Raw genomic sequence first — 17,062 nt, forward strand, 5'->3', positions numbered from 1 at the left:
TCCTGCCTGAATATTTGTTGGCGTAGGTGGGGGGGAGGAGAGGGGCGTAGGGAGGGGGAGCGAGGTGGCGGGCTACTCCCCCTGGATTTTGCTCAGCAGATCCCGGGCCAGTTCAATGGCTTCTGAACGGTGGCTGATGTTCTGCTTCTGATAGAGGCTGCGAATGTGGGTTTTGACGGTGGTGGAGGCCACTTTCAGGTGCTCGGCAATCTGGTCGTTGGAGAGGCCGGCGTGAATCAGGCTGAGAATCTGCCACTCGCGCCGGGTCAAAGGTGAGGTACGGATGAGCTCCGGGACATCCGGCCGGTCGATAATGTCCTGGATGATGGCCTCATCAAGGGAAATCCGGATCGCCCGGCTGAAATCCCGCTGTTGTTGTGTAAGCTGGATCAGCCTTTCGGCCCGCTGCAGTTCCATGCCTTCAATCAGACCATCGTTGATCAGCGCCTTGAGCATGACAATCAGAACCTTGCCAAGGCGCAGGAAGCTGCCTACAGCACCGGTGGTGCTGGCCAACTCAAGGGCCAGCTTCATGTGTTCCAACGCCTGTGTACGGTCTTCCAGTTGCCAGTACAGCAGCGCCATCGAAATGTGGTTGCGGTTCAGGTCGGTTTTGAGCCCGGTTCGTTCGGCGACTTCCCGCAGGGACTGAAGGATGGGTTCAGCCTGGGCCAGCTGGCCAAGGCTCATCAGCGCCCGGGCGCGATTGCGGCCATTACACTGATGGAAATGGTTGGTGGCCGTGGCCGCCTCAAAGGCCGGGGCAATGGTCAGCCAGCGCTGGATGGCATCCTGATCACGCACGGCGTCCCAATAGCTGAGCATGGTGGCGTGGGCATTGGCGACCCAGTCAAGGTGATAATCGCCGGCAGCCAGCATTTTCTGGATCTTGGTAATGTAGTCGGCGCAAAGGCTTTGGCGGCCCCGGGCCTGGGCAATCTTGGCCAGGGTGGTGTAACTCTGGACAAACCAACGCTCGCCCTGGGCTTCCAGAATCTCGATACCCTGCAGGGCGCAGCGTTCGGCGCTTTCCAGGTGGTGCCATTCCCACATGATCTGACTGCGAATGCGGAACAGGAATTCCAGGATGGGCAGGTGGTTCAGCCGGTTCTCTTCCGCATACCGGAATGCCTTTTCCTGAATGTTGTAGGCCTTCTGCAGCAGGCCCATGGCAACACTGATCTCACTTTGCTGGCACAACGCCCAGATCACGTTCTGGTGGGCGTACTGGCTGCGGGCCATGTGTTCGGTGTCTTCCATGCGGACCAGGGCGTCCTGTAATTCGCCCTGAACGAACAGGGCTTCGCCCATCACCGAGGCTGCGGCCACCCGGGAGGTGGGCAGATAGCGTGCATCCTGTTCCACTGCCTCCGATGCCAGTGCCAGGGCCCGGTTGCCATTGCCGTAATTCATGGCAACCTGGGCCCGGATGGCACTGAATTCGCCATGGATGGCCTTCTGCTGTTCTTCACTCATGGTGGCTTTCAGATGGTTTTCAGCGGCGGACAGCCAATCCTCTACCTCATCAAATTTGTACTGACTCTGGGCCACCCAGGCGCGGAGCAGGGTGAAGGTCGGGTTTTCAGAGATAAACGACTGGGGCAGGGCATCCAGGCACTTCTGTAGCAGGCTGAACTGGCCTTCGGTAAAGAACTTTCGGCCATGTTCGTCCAGCACTTGCCGTATACGCTCAGGGTCGGCGGCCGCTACGGCGTGCCTGGCGGCTTCCTCGGCGTGATTCAGCTCAAGCCAGGCATCGGTTGCACGTTGGTGCAGTGAACGCTGGTTCTCCTGGGTTGTGCAGGAGAGCAGGTGGCGCAGATACACTGCAAACAGCTGATGATAGCGGAACCACAGCCCGCCGTTATCCGCAGGCATGATAAAAAGGCCCATGGCCAGCAGGCTGTTGAGCAGGGACTGGCCATCGTTATCGTCCATCACCCGCATGACCATGGCGGCATTGAAACGGTCGAGAATGCAGGTTCTGAGCAGGAAGCGTCGCTGTTGCTCGGTCAGGCTCTGGCCAACCAGTTCATCGAAATACTCGAAGATGTGATGGTTTCCCAGTTCCAGTTGATCAACGAACTCGCTGAACTCAACACTGGTATGGGAGGACGCGGAAAGCAGTTGCAGTGCCGAGATCCAGCCTTCAACCCGTCGTACGGCCCGTTCGATGTGCTCACGGGACACCTCAAAGGGTAAACGCTGTTCCAGATAACGCTGAGCTTCATCGGCGTCCAGAGCCAGGTGTTTGCTGGTGATCTCCGTCATCTGGCCCTTCATTCGCAATTGTGCGATGCCAAGTGGCGGCAGCGTCCTGGAAATGATCACCAGAGTCAGATGCGGGGGCAAATGCCGAAGCAGGAACCGCATGGCCTGATGGATATCCGGGTTACTGATCAGGTGGTAATCGTCCAGTACCAGGTAGAGTGGCTCCTCTTCCTGAGGCAGCTCGCCCAGCAGGTCGCTCAGGACGCTTTCAAGGGAATCGTAGCCGGCATTCCGCAACCGGCCAGGAACAGAGAGCTCCGGGGCAACGGATCGGTTCAGCGTTCGCGCCAGGTAGGCAGCAAAGCGGCCTGGGTCGTTGTCGCTTTCTTCCAGCCGGTACCAGGCCGTTCTTGCCTCAAGGGCGTCAAGCCGTTCGGCAATACTGGTGGTTTTGCCGTAGCCCGCCGGTGCAGTAACCAGTAACAGGCTCACCGGCTCGGGGATGTGTAGCAAATCGTTGAACTTTTCTCTGGCCATCAGCCCCACCGGGGCAATGGGGGCTGTGGTTTTGGCGTCAACGAAGGTCAGTTCGGGGTTCAGTTGTGTTGTTGTCATTAACCTTGCCGCATGTATTGGCTGAGGGCCTGCTGTTGTTCATCGTTGATATACAGGCCCTGTTTTGTCCGCCGCCAGAGCAGATCCTCCGGTGTGATCGCCCACTCGTGGGTCATCAGATAATCCACCTCCCGACGCGACAGAGTGTCGGTAAACCAGTGGCCGAGGTCGTCCCTGTTCTGGCAACCTTCCAGAATGTGGTAGCTGCTGGTGCCATAGCTTCGCACAAAGCGATGGATCACTGCATCTTCCAGCCAGGGGAAATCGGCCGCGAGTTCGGTGGCCAGTTTTTCCTGGGTATCGAAGTCGCCGCCGGGCAGAACGGCCGTACGCGTCCAGGAGCGGCCGGCACCGGGGAAATAGTGACTGACCTGATCGGTGACGGCTTCGGCCAGTTTCCGGTAGGTGGTGATCTTACCCCCGAATACCGAGATCAAAGGGGGCTGTCCGTCCTGATCATCAACCTCGAATGAGTAATCGCGAGAGGCGGACTGGGCGGTGCCGCCCTCGTCGTCCATCAGCGGCCGAACACCGGAGTAACTCCAGACCACATCGGTGGCGGACAGTTGCCGGCGGAAATACTGGTTGACGATGGACAGCAGATAGTCGGTTTCCTTTGGGGAAATCCGTGCCTGCGACGGATCGCCCACGTAATCGACATCGGTGGTGCCGATCAAGGAGAACTCGTCTTCGTAGGGGATCACAAACACAATGCGCTCGTCAGCATTCTGGAGAATGTAGGCTTCGGTATCCTGGTTGAGCCTGGGTACGACGATGTGGCTGCCCTTGACCATGCGAATCTGTTTGGGCGCTGGCATAGACAGGCTTTCACCGAACAGGCTGCTGACCCAGGGGCCGGTGGCGTTAACGACCACCTTGGCGCGGATATTGTACTGTTTGTCCCGGTGGTGATCGTCCAGGGTGGCGTGCCATTGCCCGTTACGGCGCTCGGCGCGGCTACAACGGGTGCGGGTCAATACGGTTGCGCCTTTTTCAGCGGCCTTGCGAGCAGACAGCACCACCAGCCTGGCATCATCAACCCAGCCATCTGAATACTCGAATCCGCGGCTGATGTCGGGTTTGAGGGGTGAGTCCGGGCCGAACGTAATCGACCGGGAGCCAGGCAGCAGTTCGCGCTTGGCCAGGTGATCGTAGAGGAAGAGGCCGGTGCGGATCATCCACGCCGGTCGCAGATGGGGCTGATGGGGCAGGCGAAAACGCATGGGCCACATGATGTGTGGTGCGTTTCGTAGCAGGGCCTCCCGCTCACCGAGTGCTTCCCTGACCAGCCGGAATTCGTAGTGCTCCAGGTAGCGCAGGCCGCCGTGGATGAGTTTGCTGCTGCTCGAGGAGGTGGCCGAGGCAAGATCGTTCATCTCGCACAGAACGACCCGAAGCCCCCGGCCTGCGGCGTCCATGGCAATTCCGGTGCCGTTTACGCCGCCCCCGACCACCAGTACATCGCATTGAGTGGGGGGAGTGTGAGGGTTGCCTGAAACCAGTCCTTTGTTATTTGCCACTGCCTGAGTGCTCCTGATAATCGCCCATAACGCCTGCCATGGAACGATTATCAGGAAACTGCCCGGTCCGGTAAAGCGACCCGGTCACAGGCGGGTGGGCTTACCTGCCTCTTTGCGCCGTTGCTCCCACTCTTCGCGGGTTTGTGCGGCTTCATCACCGGGCAGGAAGTCGATAATCTCGAAGTAATCAGAGCTGAACTGGTCTGCCACCACGGTTTCACGGGGTTTGATCCGGACGACGTAGACGGTCTGGACATTCTGGTGGTCGAACTCGCGCCAGTACTGTTCGTCTTTCAGGAAGCTGTAGCGGTGCCCCTCAAGGGCCCGGATAACGGCGTCTGTGTTGGTGCTGCCGGCCCGTTCAACAGCCTCCTTGTACTGGTAAACGATACTGTAGGCTGAGGCCGCGGAGGAGGAGGGGCGCATTTCATAGCGGTCTGAGAAGGCCTCAACAAAGTCTTTACCGCGCTGGTAGTTGTTCTCATAGGGCAGATTCCAGACCCAGGGAGCACCACCAACAACGCCTTCCATAATGGTCGGGCCAACCTGTCTGACCATCCCCAGTGTCAGGTTGGGTACGACGATCTGCATTTTTTCGGTCAGACCCATTTCATAGGCCAGGTTCAGAGCCCGGACCATATCATCGCCGAACAACACCATCATGAGTACTTTGGCGTCGCTCTCCTGCGCCTGTTCCAGCGCTGCGCGGAAGTCGTTGATCAACGCCCGGGGGAAGGGGGTTTTTACGCCCTGGTGAACGTCGGTGTTTTCGGTATTGGAAAACTTGCGTACCGATTCTTCCACCGACCAACCCCAAGTGTAGTCCGAAGTAATGTAGAAGAACTTCTGGTCGGCGTGGTTGCGATTGAGGTACTGGCTCAGTGCCTTGGCCGTCATCCAGGCGTTGTAGGGCTCCCGGAACATATAACGATGTCCCTCGGCGCCGGTGGTGGCATTGGAATAGGTCAGGGTGCCGAAGTAGATGCGGTTACGATCCCTGGCAGCCTTCCCTGAGGCAATAGCAACGGCACTGGAGACACCACCGAAAACCATCTGCGCGCCTTCCCGGTCAATCAGCTCGGCGGTATTTTTCGCGCCCTGGTCTGGTTCACCCCGGGTATTGCGAATCACCAGTTCGAGGGGCTGGCCCATAACGCCGCCGGCCTGGTTGATTTCATCCACCGCCAGATAGGCGCCAAGCCGTTGTTGAAGGCCCTGGTCCTTGTATCTTCCAGTCTGCGGGTAATTCAAACCTATCTTGAGGGTATCGGCGAGGACGGTCGTGCTGGATAATAGCAGGACAGTCGCAAAGATCAGCGCGTTCCTTGGTCTCATTTACGTTGGCCTCCGTAACGGCAGCACAGCTGGTATGGCTGCGTTGCAAACAGTTATTTTGATTGTTTATTGGGCAACTCAAGTGTCAGCGGATACTGCCCGGGCAACAATGGGACTAAAGTTGAAGTTCGGGTAACAATTTGTAGGGGCTTGATATGAAGCAGTAAAGGTAGGAATTGGGCGGGCCGGCGCCGCCAGAGCTCAGGCGCTCTGGCAGACTTCAGGGTTGAACAGCTTGTAACGGTTCCGGCCATCCCGCTTGGCGCGATACATGGCAATGTCAGCGCCGTTGATCAGTTCCTGTACGGTCGTGCCATCTTCCGGATACAGACTGATGCCAATGCTTGAACCCACGTTTATATGGTTGCCGTTGATCTGATAAGGCCGCTTGTTTACCTCAATCAGCCTGTCGGCCACGGCAAACACATCGGACAGCTGTTCCATCTCCGGTAGCAGCACAATAAACTCGTCGCCTCCAAGCCGAGCGAGGGTGTCGTCTTCCCGCAGACAGTCTTTTACCCTTGCGGTGAACTGAAGCAGCAGGTCATCTCCGACAGCATGGCCCAGGGTGTCATTCACTTCCTTGAAACGATCCAGGTCCATAAACATCACCGCAAGCAGCATCTCCTTGCGGTGGGCATGGCGAATGGCGTGATCCAGCCGGTCTTCCAGCAATCGCCGGTTGGGCACGCCGGTGAGGGCATCGTAGTAAGCGAGCTGGCGGATTTGTTCCTCGTTCTTGCGATTTTGCGTGATATCAGTGAACAGGCCCGCGTAATGTGTGGTGTTGCCATCATCATCGGTGATGGCGGTAATGGTCAGGAGTTCCAGGTAAAGCTCTCCGGTTTTCCGGCGATTCCAGATTTCTCCCCGCCAGTAGCCGTGGGTGTCCAGAGAGTTCCACATGCGCCGGTAAAATTCGCTGTCATGGCGCCCGGATGACAGCAGCTCCGGTGAGCGTCCGATGACCTCCTCGGAAGTGTAACCGGTCAACTGGGTGAACGCCGGGTTGACGAATTCTATGCAGACATCCTTGTCGGTCACCATAATGCCTTCAAAAGACGATTCGATGACGCGCTCTGCCAGTTGCAGTGTACGCCGGGATTTGGCCAGGGCCTGATCCCTTTGTTCCAGGGCCTCCCGAAGATCGTCGAGATACATCTGCTCAGCCCCGGCCAGCATGTCGTGGTAACCGATCAGGCCGGTAACCTCTCCAAGGTGATTGACCACAGCCAGGTGGCGGATACGATGATCTATCAGCAGATCGCGGGCGTGAATCAGCGGGTCGTCTTCGTTGACAGTCAGCAGTGGCCGGGTTGCCAGTTCGTTGACCAGGGTGTTGCTGGTGTGGCGGGCAATAAATCGAACCATATCCCGCTCGGTCAGAATCCCCAGACCTTCTTCTCCGCAATCAACTACCACCGCATCGGCATGATGGCGATGCATGTAACTGGCCACTTCCGCCAGGGACTGGTCGCCCCGAACCACCAGTGGCGGGCGCGGTACGGCCGCCCGCACTTCTCGCAGACGCAGGTAGGGTTCCAGGCCCTGGTTGAGGGCCAGATCGGTCTGGGACAGGATCCCGACCGGTTCGCCACTGCCGTTGGTCACCAGAAAATGGCGTTTTCCGGTATCGCGCAAACGAACCGCGGCTTCACCGGCATCCAGTGTCTCGGGCAAGGACAGCACAGGTGAGCTCATCACTGTGCTCACCGGCTGCCGGAATTTCGCAGGATCTGCAAAGTCGATCGCCAGGGCGTCATGCTCGGTCCAGATACCAACAACCGTTCCGCCATCGGTAATCAAAATGGAACTGACCGAGTTTTCGGACATCCGGGCAGCCGCATCGGCGATGGTTGTGTCCGGCTCACACTGAAGCAGGAAGCCCGTGTGCATAATGCGTGAAATCGGAAGCGGCTGCCCCATGGGCGCTCCTGTTATTCTTGGTCTGTCTGTTGCGCAGGATTCAATAAAACTGAGCCCTTGCTCATCTATGTTGAAGTCTATCAACCCCCGGCTTCCGATGCCTTAACTTTTACGTAGCTGCCCGGCGCGTCCTCAATCGCCTCAAGCTTGCCTTCCCCGGGCTGACGGGACTGGACTTGCTCTCCTTCGAATGCTGTCAACCACTCACGCCAGTGTGGCCACCACGAACCAGGATGATGTTCGGCGCTATCAAACCAGTCATCCGCTGAGCCTGGCAATTGGTTATTGGTCCAGTACCCATATTTTTCCTTGTAAGGGGGATTAATGACCCCGGCAATATGGCCGGAACCGGACAGAACGAATCGCACATTGCCGCCGTACACGCTGGCTCCCCGATAAGTCGTCTTCCATTTAGCGATATGGTCCTGCCGGGCGGACAGGAAGAAGGAGGGCACGCTGATGGCGGAAAGATCAATGCCTTCGCCTGCAATCGTCAGGGCATCCGGCTGCACCAGCCGGTTATGCAGATACATTTCCCGCAGGTAGTAGCTGTGCATTCTGGCGGGTAGATTGGTGCCGTCGGTATTCCAGTAGAGCAGGTCGAAGGCTTTCGGTTTCAGGCCCTTGAGGTAGTTGTTGGTCCAGTAGGACCAGAACAGGTCGTTTTCCCGCAACAGATTGAAGGTGAAGGCCATGGCCCGGCCATCCAGGTAGCCTTTGCGTTCCATGGTGCGCTCGATGCCGCGGATCGAGTGATCGTTAATGAAGACGCCGATGCCGCCGGGGTCCGAGAAGTCGAGCAGGGTGGTCAGATAGGTGGTACTGACGATCGGGTTACGTTGCTTTTTCGCCAACCAGGCCATCGTGGTTCCGAGCAGTGTGCCGCCAATGCAGTAGCCGATGGCATTCATCTGTTGCTCGCCGGTCGCTTCAGTGACAGCATCAATGGCAGCCAGCGGGCCTAACTCCATGTAGTCGTCCCAGCCCCTGTTTTTCTGGGCTGGCCCGGGATTCCGCCAGGAAATCACAAACACCGTCTGGCCCTGGTCTACCAGCCAGCGAATGAAGGAATTGCGTTCGGTGAGGTCGAGAATGTAGTACTTGTTGATCCAGGGAGGAACGATCAGAAGCGGGCGCTGGGCCACGGTGTCTGTTGTTGGCGAGTACTGGATCAATTGCATCAGTTCATTCTGGTACACCACTTTGCCAGGTGTTGTTGCCAGGTTGCCGCCCACCTCAAAGGCTGAACGGTCGGTCATGGCGACGTTGAACAGGTTCGGGTTCTGCCGTAGATCGTCTACCAGGTTGCGGGCGCCGTCCACCAGGTTCATGCCCTTGCGTTCCCAGGTTATCCGCAGAACCTCGGGATTGGTCAGCGGGTAGTTGGATGGCGATAGCGCGCTCGTCAGCTGGCGGGCGTAGAACAGCATCTGGTCACGACCCGGGCCGGGCAGACCCTCCATGCCTTCAACCCAGTTCAGAAAGGCTCGGGAGTTGATCAGATAGGCCTGTTGGAGCACATCGAAGGACAGATGCTTGTGCCAGTCCTCCGCCATGAAGCGCCGGTCGTCTGGATCTGGCTCGGCAACCGGTTCCATCGGTTTGCCGGTAATTCTGGTCAGGGTATAGCGAGCCAGCCCCAGGTGTTTGCGGGCAAGATCAATTTCAGCACTGGCGAACCGCAGCGGGTGTAGCAGCAGATCCTCGGCCATGGTCCGGTAGGCGTCCGAGATTTCGCTCAGTGTGGAGAGTTTGGTGTCCTCCATCATGCCGGTGTCACCGAGCCACTTTTCCAGCTGTTGCTGGCCCTGGCGGACGTTGTCCTCAAAGGTTTTCACCAGATGGGTGGCGGTTTTGCTCACGAAATCCAGACCGAACATGGGGCTCTCCTGCCTCTGAATAAAAAAACGGCCGGAATGAGTGCCATTCCGACCGGTTTTGGTGTTGCTTGTCAGGCTGCCGATTTGGAACCGCTGGCCTTGGCGGCTGGTGCTTTCTCTTTGGCTGGTTCGCTCGATTCCTGTTCGAAGACCTTCTGCACCTGATCACGGGTTTCGCTGAAGTAATCCTGCCAGGCTTTCCAGTCCTGGGTGAACTGGTCACTCAGGGATTTGAGGGTCTCAGCCTGGTCGGTGGTCAGTTGCTTCAGCCCATCCAGATCACGAACCTCAGAGACCTTTCTGGCCTGGTCCATGGCAACATCGGCATAACGACGAAACGCATCCATCTGCATCTCGGCGGCCTTGCTGAACTGGGTGAAAAGGGTTTCGTTGAGGCGGTTGGCCTTGTTGATCATATCCTGATTCATTCGTTACAACTCCTTTGTAGTGATTGTCGGAACAGGTAGTTTAGCTCAGCTTCGATGACATGATTTTGACAGGCGTCAAACCGGCTTTCACCCTATCTCCTAGTCTATAGTTAATCTGATAACAGATAGATCCGGGAGACATCCGATGGCAAACCGAAAATCCGAGCTGGAAACCCTGAAAGCAGACCTTGAAGCCAGGCTGTCCCGCTACCAGGCGCATCAGCGCCGGGAAGCGGGTGCATTGGAAAAGGATTTCGAAGAGCAGGCGAGCCAGACCCAGAACGATGAGGTAGTGGATTCACTGGAAGCGGAAACGCGGGCGGAACTCCAGCAGATTGATCACGCCCTTGAGCGGATTGATCAGGGAATCGGCGACGAGTGCGAGCAGTGCGGTAATGACATTGACCCCAGGCGGCTTCAGGTATTGCCATATACCACGGTTTGTGTAGATTGCGCGGCAGACTGACAACCTCCACACAAACTACAGGATGAACAATGGCTGAAGTGCAACGCAACGACGGATCCCGTTCCGGGCTGCCGAAGAGTCAGGTAATCGGCCTGATTCTGGGGGCGGCGTTCCTCGTGGCAACGCTGGTCTTGCCTGCACCGGGCTCCATGAGCGCTGATGCCTGGGCGGCGTTGGGGCTGATGCTGTTGATGGCGACCTGGTGGTCCACCGAGGCGATACCGATTCCGGCCACAGCCCTGTTGCCCATTGTTCTGGTGCCGGCGCTTGGTCTCGGCACCATAGGACAGGCCACGGCACCTTATGCCAATCCGATCATCTTCCTGTTTCTTGGTGGGTTTACCCTGGGCCTGGCGATGCAGCGATGGAATCTGCATCGGCGTATTGCCTTGCTGACGCTCAAAGCCATGGGCGATCAGCCCAAGCGACAGATTGCCGGCAGCCTGGGCGTGGCTGGCGCATTGCCAACCATCGTCATGATGGTAATTGTGGCCGCCGTGATTATCTTCCTCACCGAAGTGACCAGTAACACCGCCACTGCTGCGGCGTTCCTGCCATTGCTGGGAGCACTGGCCATGGCGCAGGATGTGTCACCGTTGCTACTGACGGTTCCCGCCGCCATTGCAGCCAGCTGCGCCTTCATGATGCCGGTGGCCACGCCGCCCAACGCGATTGTTTTCTCCAGCGGTCACATGCAGATTTCAGACATGATCAAAGCGGGCTTTGCCCTGAACCTGATGGGCATTGTGGTCGTCACTCTCATCACTTACGGGTTGCTGGGGCTGGTATTCACGCTCTGACACTTCCCGTCACTTCATGGCTTTGCCTCCGGTCTTGAACCAGTTCTCATACAGGTTCCCGGAGGCCCCTTCTGCAGCGACAGATTTGAGGCACAGTTATCTTTAAGCCCGTTACGATTTCGGTATCGTACGGTAACAACATGTAACCCGATAAGTTGCACGTCTAATAAAAACAGGGACTTTCCAAAATGCTGCTGGTGCTGGCCGGATCCATTCTCACGTTCACCATGGTGCAGGAAGCCACCGAGGTCGAGCCATTCGATCGTGGCACGATTGTTCTGGAGCAGAAGGTGGATGCCAGCCCTGTCGAGCTTCGATGGGATACCCGGGTCGAACCCCTGGTAGAACAGAAATTCCGCAATATCGTTCGGCAGGCTTACGACTACAGTTGCGGCAGTGCGGCCCTGACCACAGTGCTCAATTTTTATGTTGGACGGTCTCTGACTGAACGGCAGGTGATGGAAGGCTTGCTGCACTACGGCGAGAGCGAGCGAATCGTTGAACGCCGCGCTTTCTCGATGCTCGATATGAAACGCCTGGTCACAGCGCTGGGCTATCCCTCTGGTGGTTTCAAAGCGGAAATAGAAGACCTTATGGAGCTGGACCATCCGGCGATCGTTCCCATTGATCACGCCGGTTTCAAGCACTTTGTGGTGTTGAGAACCATCCGGGACGGCCGTGTGTATCTGGCTGACCCGGCGGTTGGCAACATTTCCTTCACCGTGGCGCAGTTTCAGGAGAAGTGGGACGACAACGTACTGTTCATTGTCTTCCCGGGCAGCGACAAACCCCTGGATAACCTTGAGTTGAAAGAGGAAGACCTGCGCTTTGTGGATGACCAGACAATGACTCTGCTGGCCATGCAGCAGATTCCAGCGTTCCACGAGTCAACGGAGAGACGCATTCAGAACTTGCTGGAACGCCAGAAGAATAATCCGGACGGTAGCGTGGAAAATACCCGCAAACAGCTCCATTACCGTCGTCATTAATTTTCCCGGTTGTTTGATCGGGCAGGAATAAAACAAATAAAAGTAGGGAGTCAGGATGAATCGTTGGTTTGTGCGAGGTTTTATCCTTGTTTCCGCGGCTGGGCTGCTTCCGGGCATGGCCATGGCTCAGGAAGGGAATGTGGATCAGGCGCGGGAGGCACTGGCGCGTCAGGAAGGGGATGAGGATTCTACCAAACAGCTGGAGGAAGTGTTCCAGGCTGCCGAAAAGAACTACTCACTTCAGAAGAAGGGCACCCACTCCCTGAACTATTCGTTCGATTATTCCTATACCGGCGACCAACGGCTGGATCTGGCAATATCGAACGGCTCGGTGCGTAATCTGGACGTTGTTCCATCGGCCACCCATAACTTCACAAATGCCTTTTCCTACGATTACGGGTTACTGGATAACCTGACGATCGGCACCCGTGTTCCACTGGTGGTGAAGTACGACACCCAGGACGAGCTGAACGTTTACGACTTCGGCGACATCTCCTTCACCGGACGTTGGCAGCCGTTTGCCTATGTGCCTGGCAAGATGTCGACCACCTTCTTTGGCACCCTGAACAGTAAAACCGGCGTCAGTCCCTACGAAATTGACATCAACGAGCAGTTGTCCACCGGCAGTGGCTATTACTCCGTGGGCGGTGGCCTGAGTATGTCGAAGGTACTGGACCCTGTCGTGGTCTTCGGTTCTGTCAGTGCGACCTACAATCTGACCGTCGACGGCCTGGAGCAGGTTCGGGGCGCCCGGTTGCTGGAAGAAGTCGAGCCGGGGTTTGGCCTGTCCGGGTCCCTGGGTTTTGCTTATTCGCTTTCCTATGACATCTCTCTCAGCGTGTCTGGCCAGCTCAGCTACAGCGACGAGACGGTGCTGACCTTCTCCAACGGTGACCAGGCCGTGGCCCAGGACCAGATGACTGGCTTCCTCAGTATGTCCCTGGGCACCCGTCTCAGTGACATGACCATTGTAAATACCAGCCTCGGGATCGGTTTGACGGAGGACGCGCCGGACTTCTCCCTGGGTGTATCCCTGCCCATCAATTTCTCTGGCCTCAAAGAGTGATTGAAGTCGAGGACGTTTCAAGGGAAGGGGAAGGATTTCATGGGACAAGCTAGTCACAAGCGACATCTTCTGGCCGCCGCCATGGTCGCAGGCGTTTCCTGCGGGGCCCAGGCACAGATGACGCAGAACCTGACGATACATCCGAAGGCGCTGGCACTGGGTAACGCCGTTACAGCAGATCCCCCGGGGCTGATGGCCATTCACTATAATCCTGCGGGCCTGACCAAGCTCGACGGGCGCCAGCTTGAGGTGAACCTGCTTAGTATCTATCTGGATATTGATGCCGACTTCTATGCAGACGAAGATTACGAGATATTCGGAATCAGCGGGCTCGAAACAGACCCTTTAACCGGAAAGCAGCGCGACCCGATTGCGAACAGCAGTAGTCATACCAACAACGTGGCGCTTTATGTGCCGGGTTACGGCATTCTTCGTATGCCCCCTGGCCCTGCCGTTGCACCATCAGCGGGTATCAGTATAAAGCCGCCGGGTTCGAAGCTGACGTTCGCCAACGCATTTTATCTGCCGATGGCCGCAGGCTTCTACCGGGATAAAAACGACCCCGGTCGCTACCAGCCCCAGGCGGCCACCCTCCAGCGGACCACCTACCTGTCTCCCACCGTCGGGTATGAGATCAATGATGAATGGTCTGTCGGCGCGGGCATTCATCTCTCGCATTTCGGCTTCGCAGCGGACCAGTACATGCGGGCGCCAAACCTGCTGATGGGGGTGGCAGAGGTTCTGCAGGATGCCTTTAACTGTGAAAGCGGTGACGAGCCCCTGCAGCCCTGGCTTGCGTTGTGCGGCGGTAATGTCGGCCCCTGGGACGATATCGGGGCCATGAGCCTGAATCTGCAGGAAACCATCTCGCCCACCTACGCCCTGGGCGTTATGTGGGAGCCGACGGACTGGTTCCGCTGGGGGGCCAGTTATACCTCAGAAGCCGACATGAACCTCAAGGGGCAGTTCGAGATACAGTACACCGATGACTGGTCCGGATTCTGGCAGAGTGTGAATGGCTCTATTCTGGGCGCCATATCATCGGCCATTCTGAGCCTGCCCTCAGGTGCACCGCGGGAGGCGGGCAATGTCAGCATGGATCTGGTTTACCCACAACATTTTCAGACCGGTATAAGCGTGGATGTTCATCCCAAGCTGACCGTGAACGCGGATGTGGGCTGGACGGATTTTGCCCAGTGGGATGCCTTCAATTTCCAGTTTGATCGTAACCTCGAGTTCCTGAACGCGGCACGCATTCTGTCGCCGGACAATGCCACCTCGGATACCCTGCGCCTGCCGTTGGGTTTCAAGAGCCAGTGGAACTGGGCTTTTGGTGTGGAGTTCCATGCATCATCTCGTCTGGATCTGCGGGCCGGGGTGGAAATCCGGGACTCGGTTATTCCGGACGACCAGCGCTCGATTATGGCGCCATTCGGGGGCGCGAACCTGTACAGTATTGGCATGGGGTACAAGTGGGATAAGGACACGGAAATTGATATGAACCTGTCGTATCTGCAATCGATTGAGACCATTCCGGCCGACACCAGTTGCAACGTGAACTGCGACAACATCACCAACATCATCTATAACCCCTATGCCGACCTCACCATCAAGACTTCCCTGCGGGTGGTGATGGCAGGCTTGAGCTTCCGAACCAAATTCTGATCCTGACAGGGGGGCTGTGATGGGACTTGGTCGATACAGCGGACTGGCGGTCGGTGTGTTTGCGCTCGCGTTGCTGGCAGGTTGCCAGACCGGAAGCAGCGGCGTTGCCGAGCGGGAAGGCTACTTTTCCTGGGTGGATGAGCAGGGCAGGGTGCGTTATTCCCGGATTCCCGACGCCCAGCGCGAAGACGTCACCCCAAGTGAGCCGGATGCCGAGCCGGTCGCCATCTCAGGCGAAGCCTCCGGGTCTGAGGCTTATCGGCCGGCCTCTGGCAGCGACCGCGGCGCCGCCGCAAAGCTGGAAGAAAACCTCGAATACACCACCGAGAATTATCCGGATGGTGAGGAGCTGGCGAAAAAAGGGTTTATCCGGCCTGGCCAGCGGCAACCCTATTTCACATGGCGTGATGCCGACGGCATTGTCCGTGTCAGCTATTACACCCCGGATATGCGAACCGAAGAGCAGAAACAGGCGGATCAGGCGCCGGTCATGCTCAGCGATGCCAGCGTATACCTGCCGGTCACTGTAGATGACCATACGCCGGTTGAGGGCTATGATCCCGACGCCTTTGCCATACTGGGGATTGAGGAAACGGATTCGTTTTTCCGGGTATTTGCCGAAAGCTGTTGCCAGACCCTGCCTGCCCGGGATTTCCTGCAGTGGCAGGAAGGCCGTGAGTTTGGTGTTGATTTTGAGGAAGACACGCCCCGCCACCGTTTCAGCACGGGTGATTCGCCCTATCGGCTGATTGCCCTGCCATCCAGTACCTTTGTCCCCGGGTTTGTGATGCGGCTGCGTTCCTACGCCCACAATGGCGTGCTGGTACCAAGCCTGGCATTTCTCGACAAGGACTTTCAGCCCGTGCGGGTAGTGACGGATCTGGTTATGAACTACGAACCGGAAAACTGGCGTCGTCGCGGGTATCTGGAAAGCTGGGTGCCGGCGTTTCCCGGCCAGGGCGAGCGCTGGCTGGTGGTATTCACCCGCCCGGAAGACCTGGCTGGGCAAACGGTGACGGAAGCGGGCGACACGCCCAAAGCGATTCCACACGTTGAAACCGGAGAAATCGGCATCACGACATTTGAGGAGTGATGGCGACCATCAGTCTTCCGGTGCGTCCAGATTCAACCACTGCTGGGACAGCCAGTAGAAGCTGCCGTTACCCGCTGGATGGGTACAGTTGTATCGGAACCGACGGCTATTGATGGCTTTGGGTGCTTGGACCTCTATGCTATCTCCCACCACTTCAAAATTGATTCGACCGAGTCCGGACGCGAAACAGGTAAGCCGGGAGGGGCTGATGGCATCGGTGGGCGTAAACCTCAAACGCGGCGGATTCTGCTCGAACACCCCGTCGGGCAGGTCTTTGGCCGGTACCGGAAAAGCCTTGCTCATCAGTTTGTCTTTCAGACTGCCCAATTGGCCGTAGGCATTGGCCATGGGGAAACGGGGCAGACGGGTTTTACCTGAGTATTGTCCGATAGCTCCCGATTGTTGCCCGTATCCAAGCCAGCCTCTCTCGCTGAGCTTCTGTTCCAGGGCTTGATCGAATTCGCCGTAGGGATAGGCGAACAGAGGTTCCTCCACGCCAAGACGGTTCTTCAGCTCTTGCTGAGCCTCGTCCAGGCTGCTGGTAATCCGGTTTTCCCATGCCTCTTCGGGTTCACCCCGTCTGGGTGCCAGGTGAGCGTGATCCGTACTGTGATTGGCGATGGTCGCCAGCTCGTTGTCTGCCATTGTGCGGAGTTGCTCCCAGGTCATGTAACCCTTGGCGCCCACTGCGTCAGTATTGACGAAGACAGTGTATGGAAGCCCGAGCCTGTCCAGTAACGGCGCAGCAAAGGTATGGACGGATTCATAGGCATCATCGAAAGTAATGGCCACTTCATTGGTGTCAGGGTGTTCGCCGGCCAGTGCCGCCCTGGTGCCGGCTTCCAGCGGCACCACGTCAAGGTCAAGATCCCGGATCATGTTCATTTGCGCCTCAAACAATGATCGGGACGTGCTGGTCGCCGGAGGTGTACTGTCATCCACGTGGTGATACTGCAGAACCACCAGGTCGGCCTGAGTCTGTGTTCCGGCCAGCAACAGGGCACTGATCAGGGGATACGCAATCAGTTTGTTTATTCGAAGCATGGTCTTGTTTCCTGACACACGGGA

General features: G+C 57.5%; 13 protein-coding genes. 6 read left to right on the top strand and 7 right to left on the bottom strand.

Annotation, left to right across the window (positions count from 1 at the left end; all coding sequences use genetic code 11):
* Positions 1-72 precede the first annotated feature (72 nt).
* The 6 genes from malT to ACF8YQ_RS06900 form a co-directional block, all read right to left on the bottom strand.
* Positions 73-2,826 carry an HTH-type transcriptional regulator MalT gene (gene malT / locus ACF8YQ_RS06875; protein WP_396622986.1) on the bottom strand — a complete coding sequence of 918 codons (2,754 nt, stop codon included), beginning with the start codon at positions 2,824-2,826 and terminating at the stop codon, positions 73-75.
* Entirely contained in the window at positions 2,826-4,346 is a 1,521-nt protein-coding gene (gene glpD, locus ACF8YQ_RS06880) for a glycerol-3-phosphate dehydrogenase (protein WP_396622987.1), read from the bottom strand. Before glpD ends, malT begins: the two co-directional genes overlap by 1 nt.
* Before the next feature lie 84 nt (positions 4,347-4,430).
* On the bottom strand, positions 4,431-5,681 hold the full coding sequence (locus ACF8YQ_RS06885) for an ABC transporter substrate-binding protein (RefSeq protein ID WP_396622988.1): 1,251 nt from the start codon (positions 5,679-5,681) through the stop codon (positions 4,431-4,433).
* A 201-nt stretch (positions 5,682-5,882) separates the two neighbouring features.
* Positions 5,883-7,607 (bottom strand): diguanylate cyclase domain-containing protein, encoded by a 1,725-nt coding sequence (locus ACF8YQ_RS06890; protein ID WP_396622989.1) that lies wholly within the window; start codon positions 7,605-7,607, stop codon positions 5,883-5,885.
* 80 nt (positions 7,608-7,687) lie between these two features.
* Complete coding sequence (locus tag ACF8YQ_RS06895; RefSeq protein ID WP_396622990.1) at positions 7,688-9,487, bottom strand: PHA/PHB synthase family protein; 1,800 nt, start codon at positions 9,485-9,487, stop codon at positions 7,688-7,690.
* A gap of 71 nt (positions 9,488-9,558) precedes the next feature.
* Complete coding sequence (locus tag ACF8YQ_RS06900) at positions 9,559-9,915, bottom strand: phasin family protein (protein ID WP_224848819.1); 357 nt, start codon at positions 9,913-9,915, stop codon at positions 9,559-9,561.
* Positions 9,916-10,060: 145 nt separating this feature from the next.
* Between ACF8YQ_RS06900 and ACF8YQ_RS06905 the strand changes: the two genes are divergently transcribed.
* The 6 genes from ACF8YQ_RS06905 to ACF8YQ_RS06930 all read left to right on the top strand — a co-directional run bounded on the left by ACF8YQ_RS06905 (position 10,061) and on the right by ACF8YQ_RS06930 (position 15,994).
* Positions 10,061-10,381 (top strand): TraR/DksA C4-type zinc finger protein, encoded by a 321-nt coding sequence (locus tag ACF8YQ_RS06905; protein WP_113879042.1) that lies wholly within the window; start codon positions 10,061-10,063, stop codon positions 10,379-10,381.
* Positions 10,382-10,410: 29 nt separating this feature from the next.
* A complete protein-coding gene (locus tag ACF8YQ_RS06910; protein WP_396622991.1) occupies positions 10,411-11,181 on the top strand; it encodes an SLC13 family permease in 771 nt (256 codons plus the stop codon).
* A 188-nt stretch (positions 11,182-11,369) separates the two neighbouring features.
* Positions 11,370-12,170 carry a C39 family peptidase gene (locus ACF8YQ_RS06915; protein ID WP_011785280.1) on the top strand — a complete coding sequence of 267 codons (801 nt, stop codon included), beginning with the start codon at positions 11,370-11,372 and terminating at the stop codon, positions 12,168-12,170.
* A gap of 55 nt (positions 12,171-12,225) precedes the next feature.
* On the top strand, positions 12,226-13,236 hold the full coding sequence (locus tag ACF8YQ_RS06920; RefSeq protein ID WP_022991794.1) for a hypothetical protein: 1,011 nt from the start codon (positions 12,226-12,228) through the stop codon (positions 13,234-13,236).
* A 39-nt stretch (positions 13,237-13,275) separates the two neighbouring features.
* Complete coding sequence (locus ACF8YQ_RS06925; RefSeq protein WP_014421190.1) at positions 13,276-14,901, top strand: OmpP1/FadL family transporter; 1,626 nt, start codon at positions 13,276-13,278, stop codon at positions 14,899-14,901.
* A gap of 19 nt (positions 14,902-14,920) precedes the next feature.
* Positions 14,921-15,994: a MalM family protein gene (locus ACF8YQ_RS06930; protein WP_224848809.1), complete on the top strand. Its 1,074-nt coding sequence runs from the start codon at positions 14,921-14,923 to the stop codon at positions 15,992-15,994.
* A 9-nt stretch (positions 15,995-16,003) separates the two neighbouring features.
* Here the strand turns inward: ACF8YQ_RS06930 and ACF8YQ_RS06935 are convergent, their stop codons facing one another.
* Entirely contained in the window at positions 16,004-17,038 is a 1,035-nt protein-coding gene (locus ACF8YQ_RS06935; RefSeq protein ID WP_396622992.1) for a polysaccharide deacetylase family protein, read from the bottom strand.
* Between the last annotated feature and the right edge of the window lie 24 nt (positions 17,039-17,062).

It is taken from the genome of Marinobacter sp. W-8 (genome assembly GCF_044342215.1).
In the GTDB taxonomy this organism is placed as follows: Bacteria; Pseudomonadota; Gammaproteobacteria; order Pseudomonadales; family Oleiphilaceae; genus Marinobacter; species Marinobacter nauticus.

Bases quoted from the DNA above. Each gene is read 5' to 3' on its own strand.
- ACF8YQ_RS06925 (WP_014421190.1), top strand. From the start codon at position 13,276: ATGGGACAAGCTAGTCACAAGCGACATCTTCTGGCCGCCGCCATGGTC.
- ACF8YQ_RS06930 (WP_224848809.1), top strand. From the start codon at position 14,921: ATGGGACTTGGTCGATACAGCGGACTGGCGGTCGGTGTGTTTGCGCTC.
- ACF8YQ_RS06900 (WP_224848819.1), bottom strand. From the start codon at position 9,915: ATGAATCAGGATATGATCAACAAGGCCAACCGCCTCAACGAAACCCTT.
- ACF8YQ_RS06885 (WP_396622988.1), bottom strand. From the start codon at position 5,681: ATGAGACCAAGGAACGCGCTGATCTTTGCGACTGTCCTGCTATTATCC.
- ACF8YQ_RS06910 (WP_396622991.1), top strand. From the start codon at position 10,411: ATGGCTGAAGTGCAACGCAACGACGGATCCCGTTCCGGGCTGCCGAAG.
- ACF8YQ_RS06935 (WP_396622992.1), bottom strand. From the start codon at position 17,038: ATGCTTCGAATAAACAAACTGATTGCGTATCCCCTGATCAGTGCCCTG.
- ACF8YQ_RS06895 (WP_396622990.1), bottom strand. From the start codon at position 9,487: ATGTTCGGTCTGGATTTCGTGAGCAAAACCGCCACCCATCTGGTGAAA.
- ACF8YQ_RS06920 (WP_022991794.1), top strand. From the start codon at position 12,226: ATGAATCGTTGGTTTGTGCGAGGTTTTATCCTTGTTTCCGCGGCTGGG.
- malT (WP_396622986.1), bottom strand. From the start codon at position 2,826: ATGACAACAACACAACTGAACCCCGAACTGACCTTCGTTGACGCCAAA.
- ACF8YQ_RS06915 (WP_011785280.1), top strand. From the start codon at position 11,370: ATGCTGCTGGTGCTGGCCGGATCCATTCTCACGTTCACCATGGTGCAG.
- ACF8YQ_RS06905 (WP_113879042.1), top strand. From the start codon at position 10,061: ATGGCAAACCGAAAATCCGAGCTGGAAACCCTGAAAGCAGACCTTGAA.
- ACF8YQ_RS06890 (WP_396622989.1), bottom strand. From the start codon at position 7,607: ATGGGGCAGCCGCTTCCGATTTCACGCATTATGCACACGGGCTTCCTG.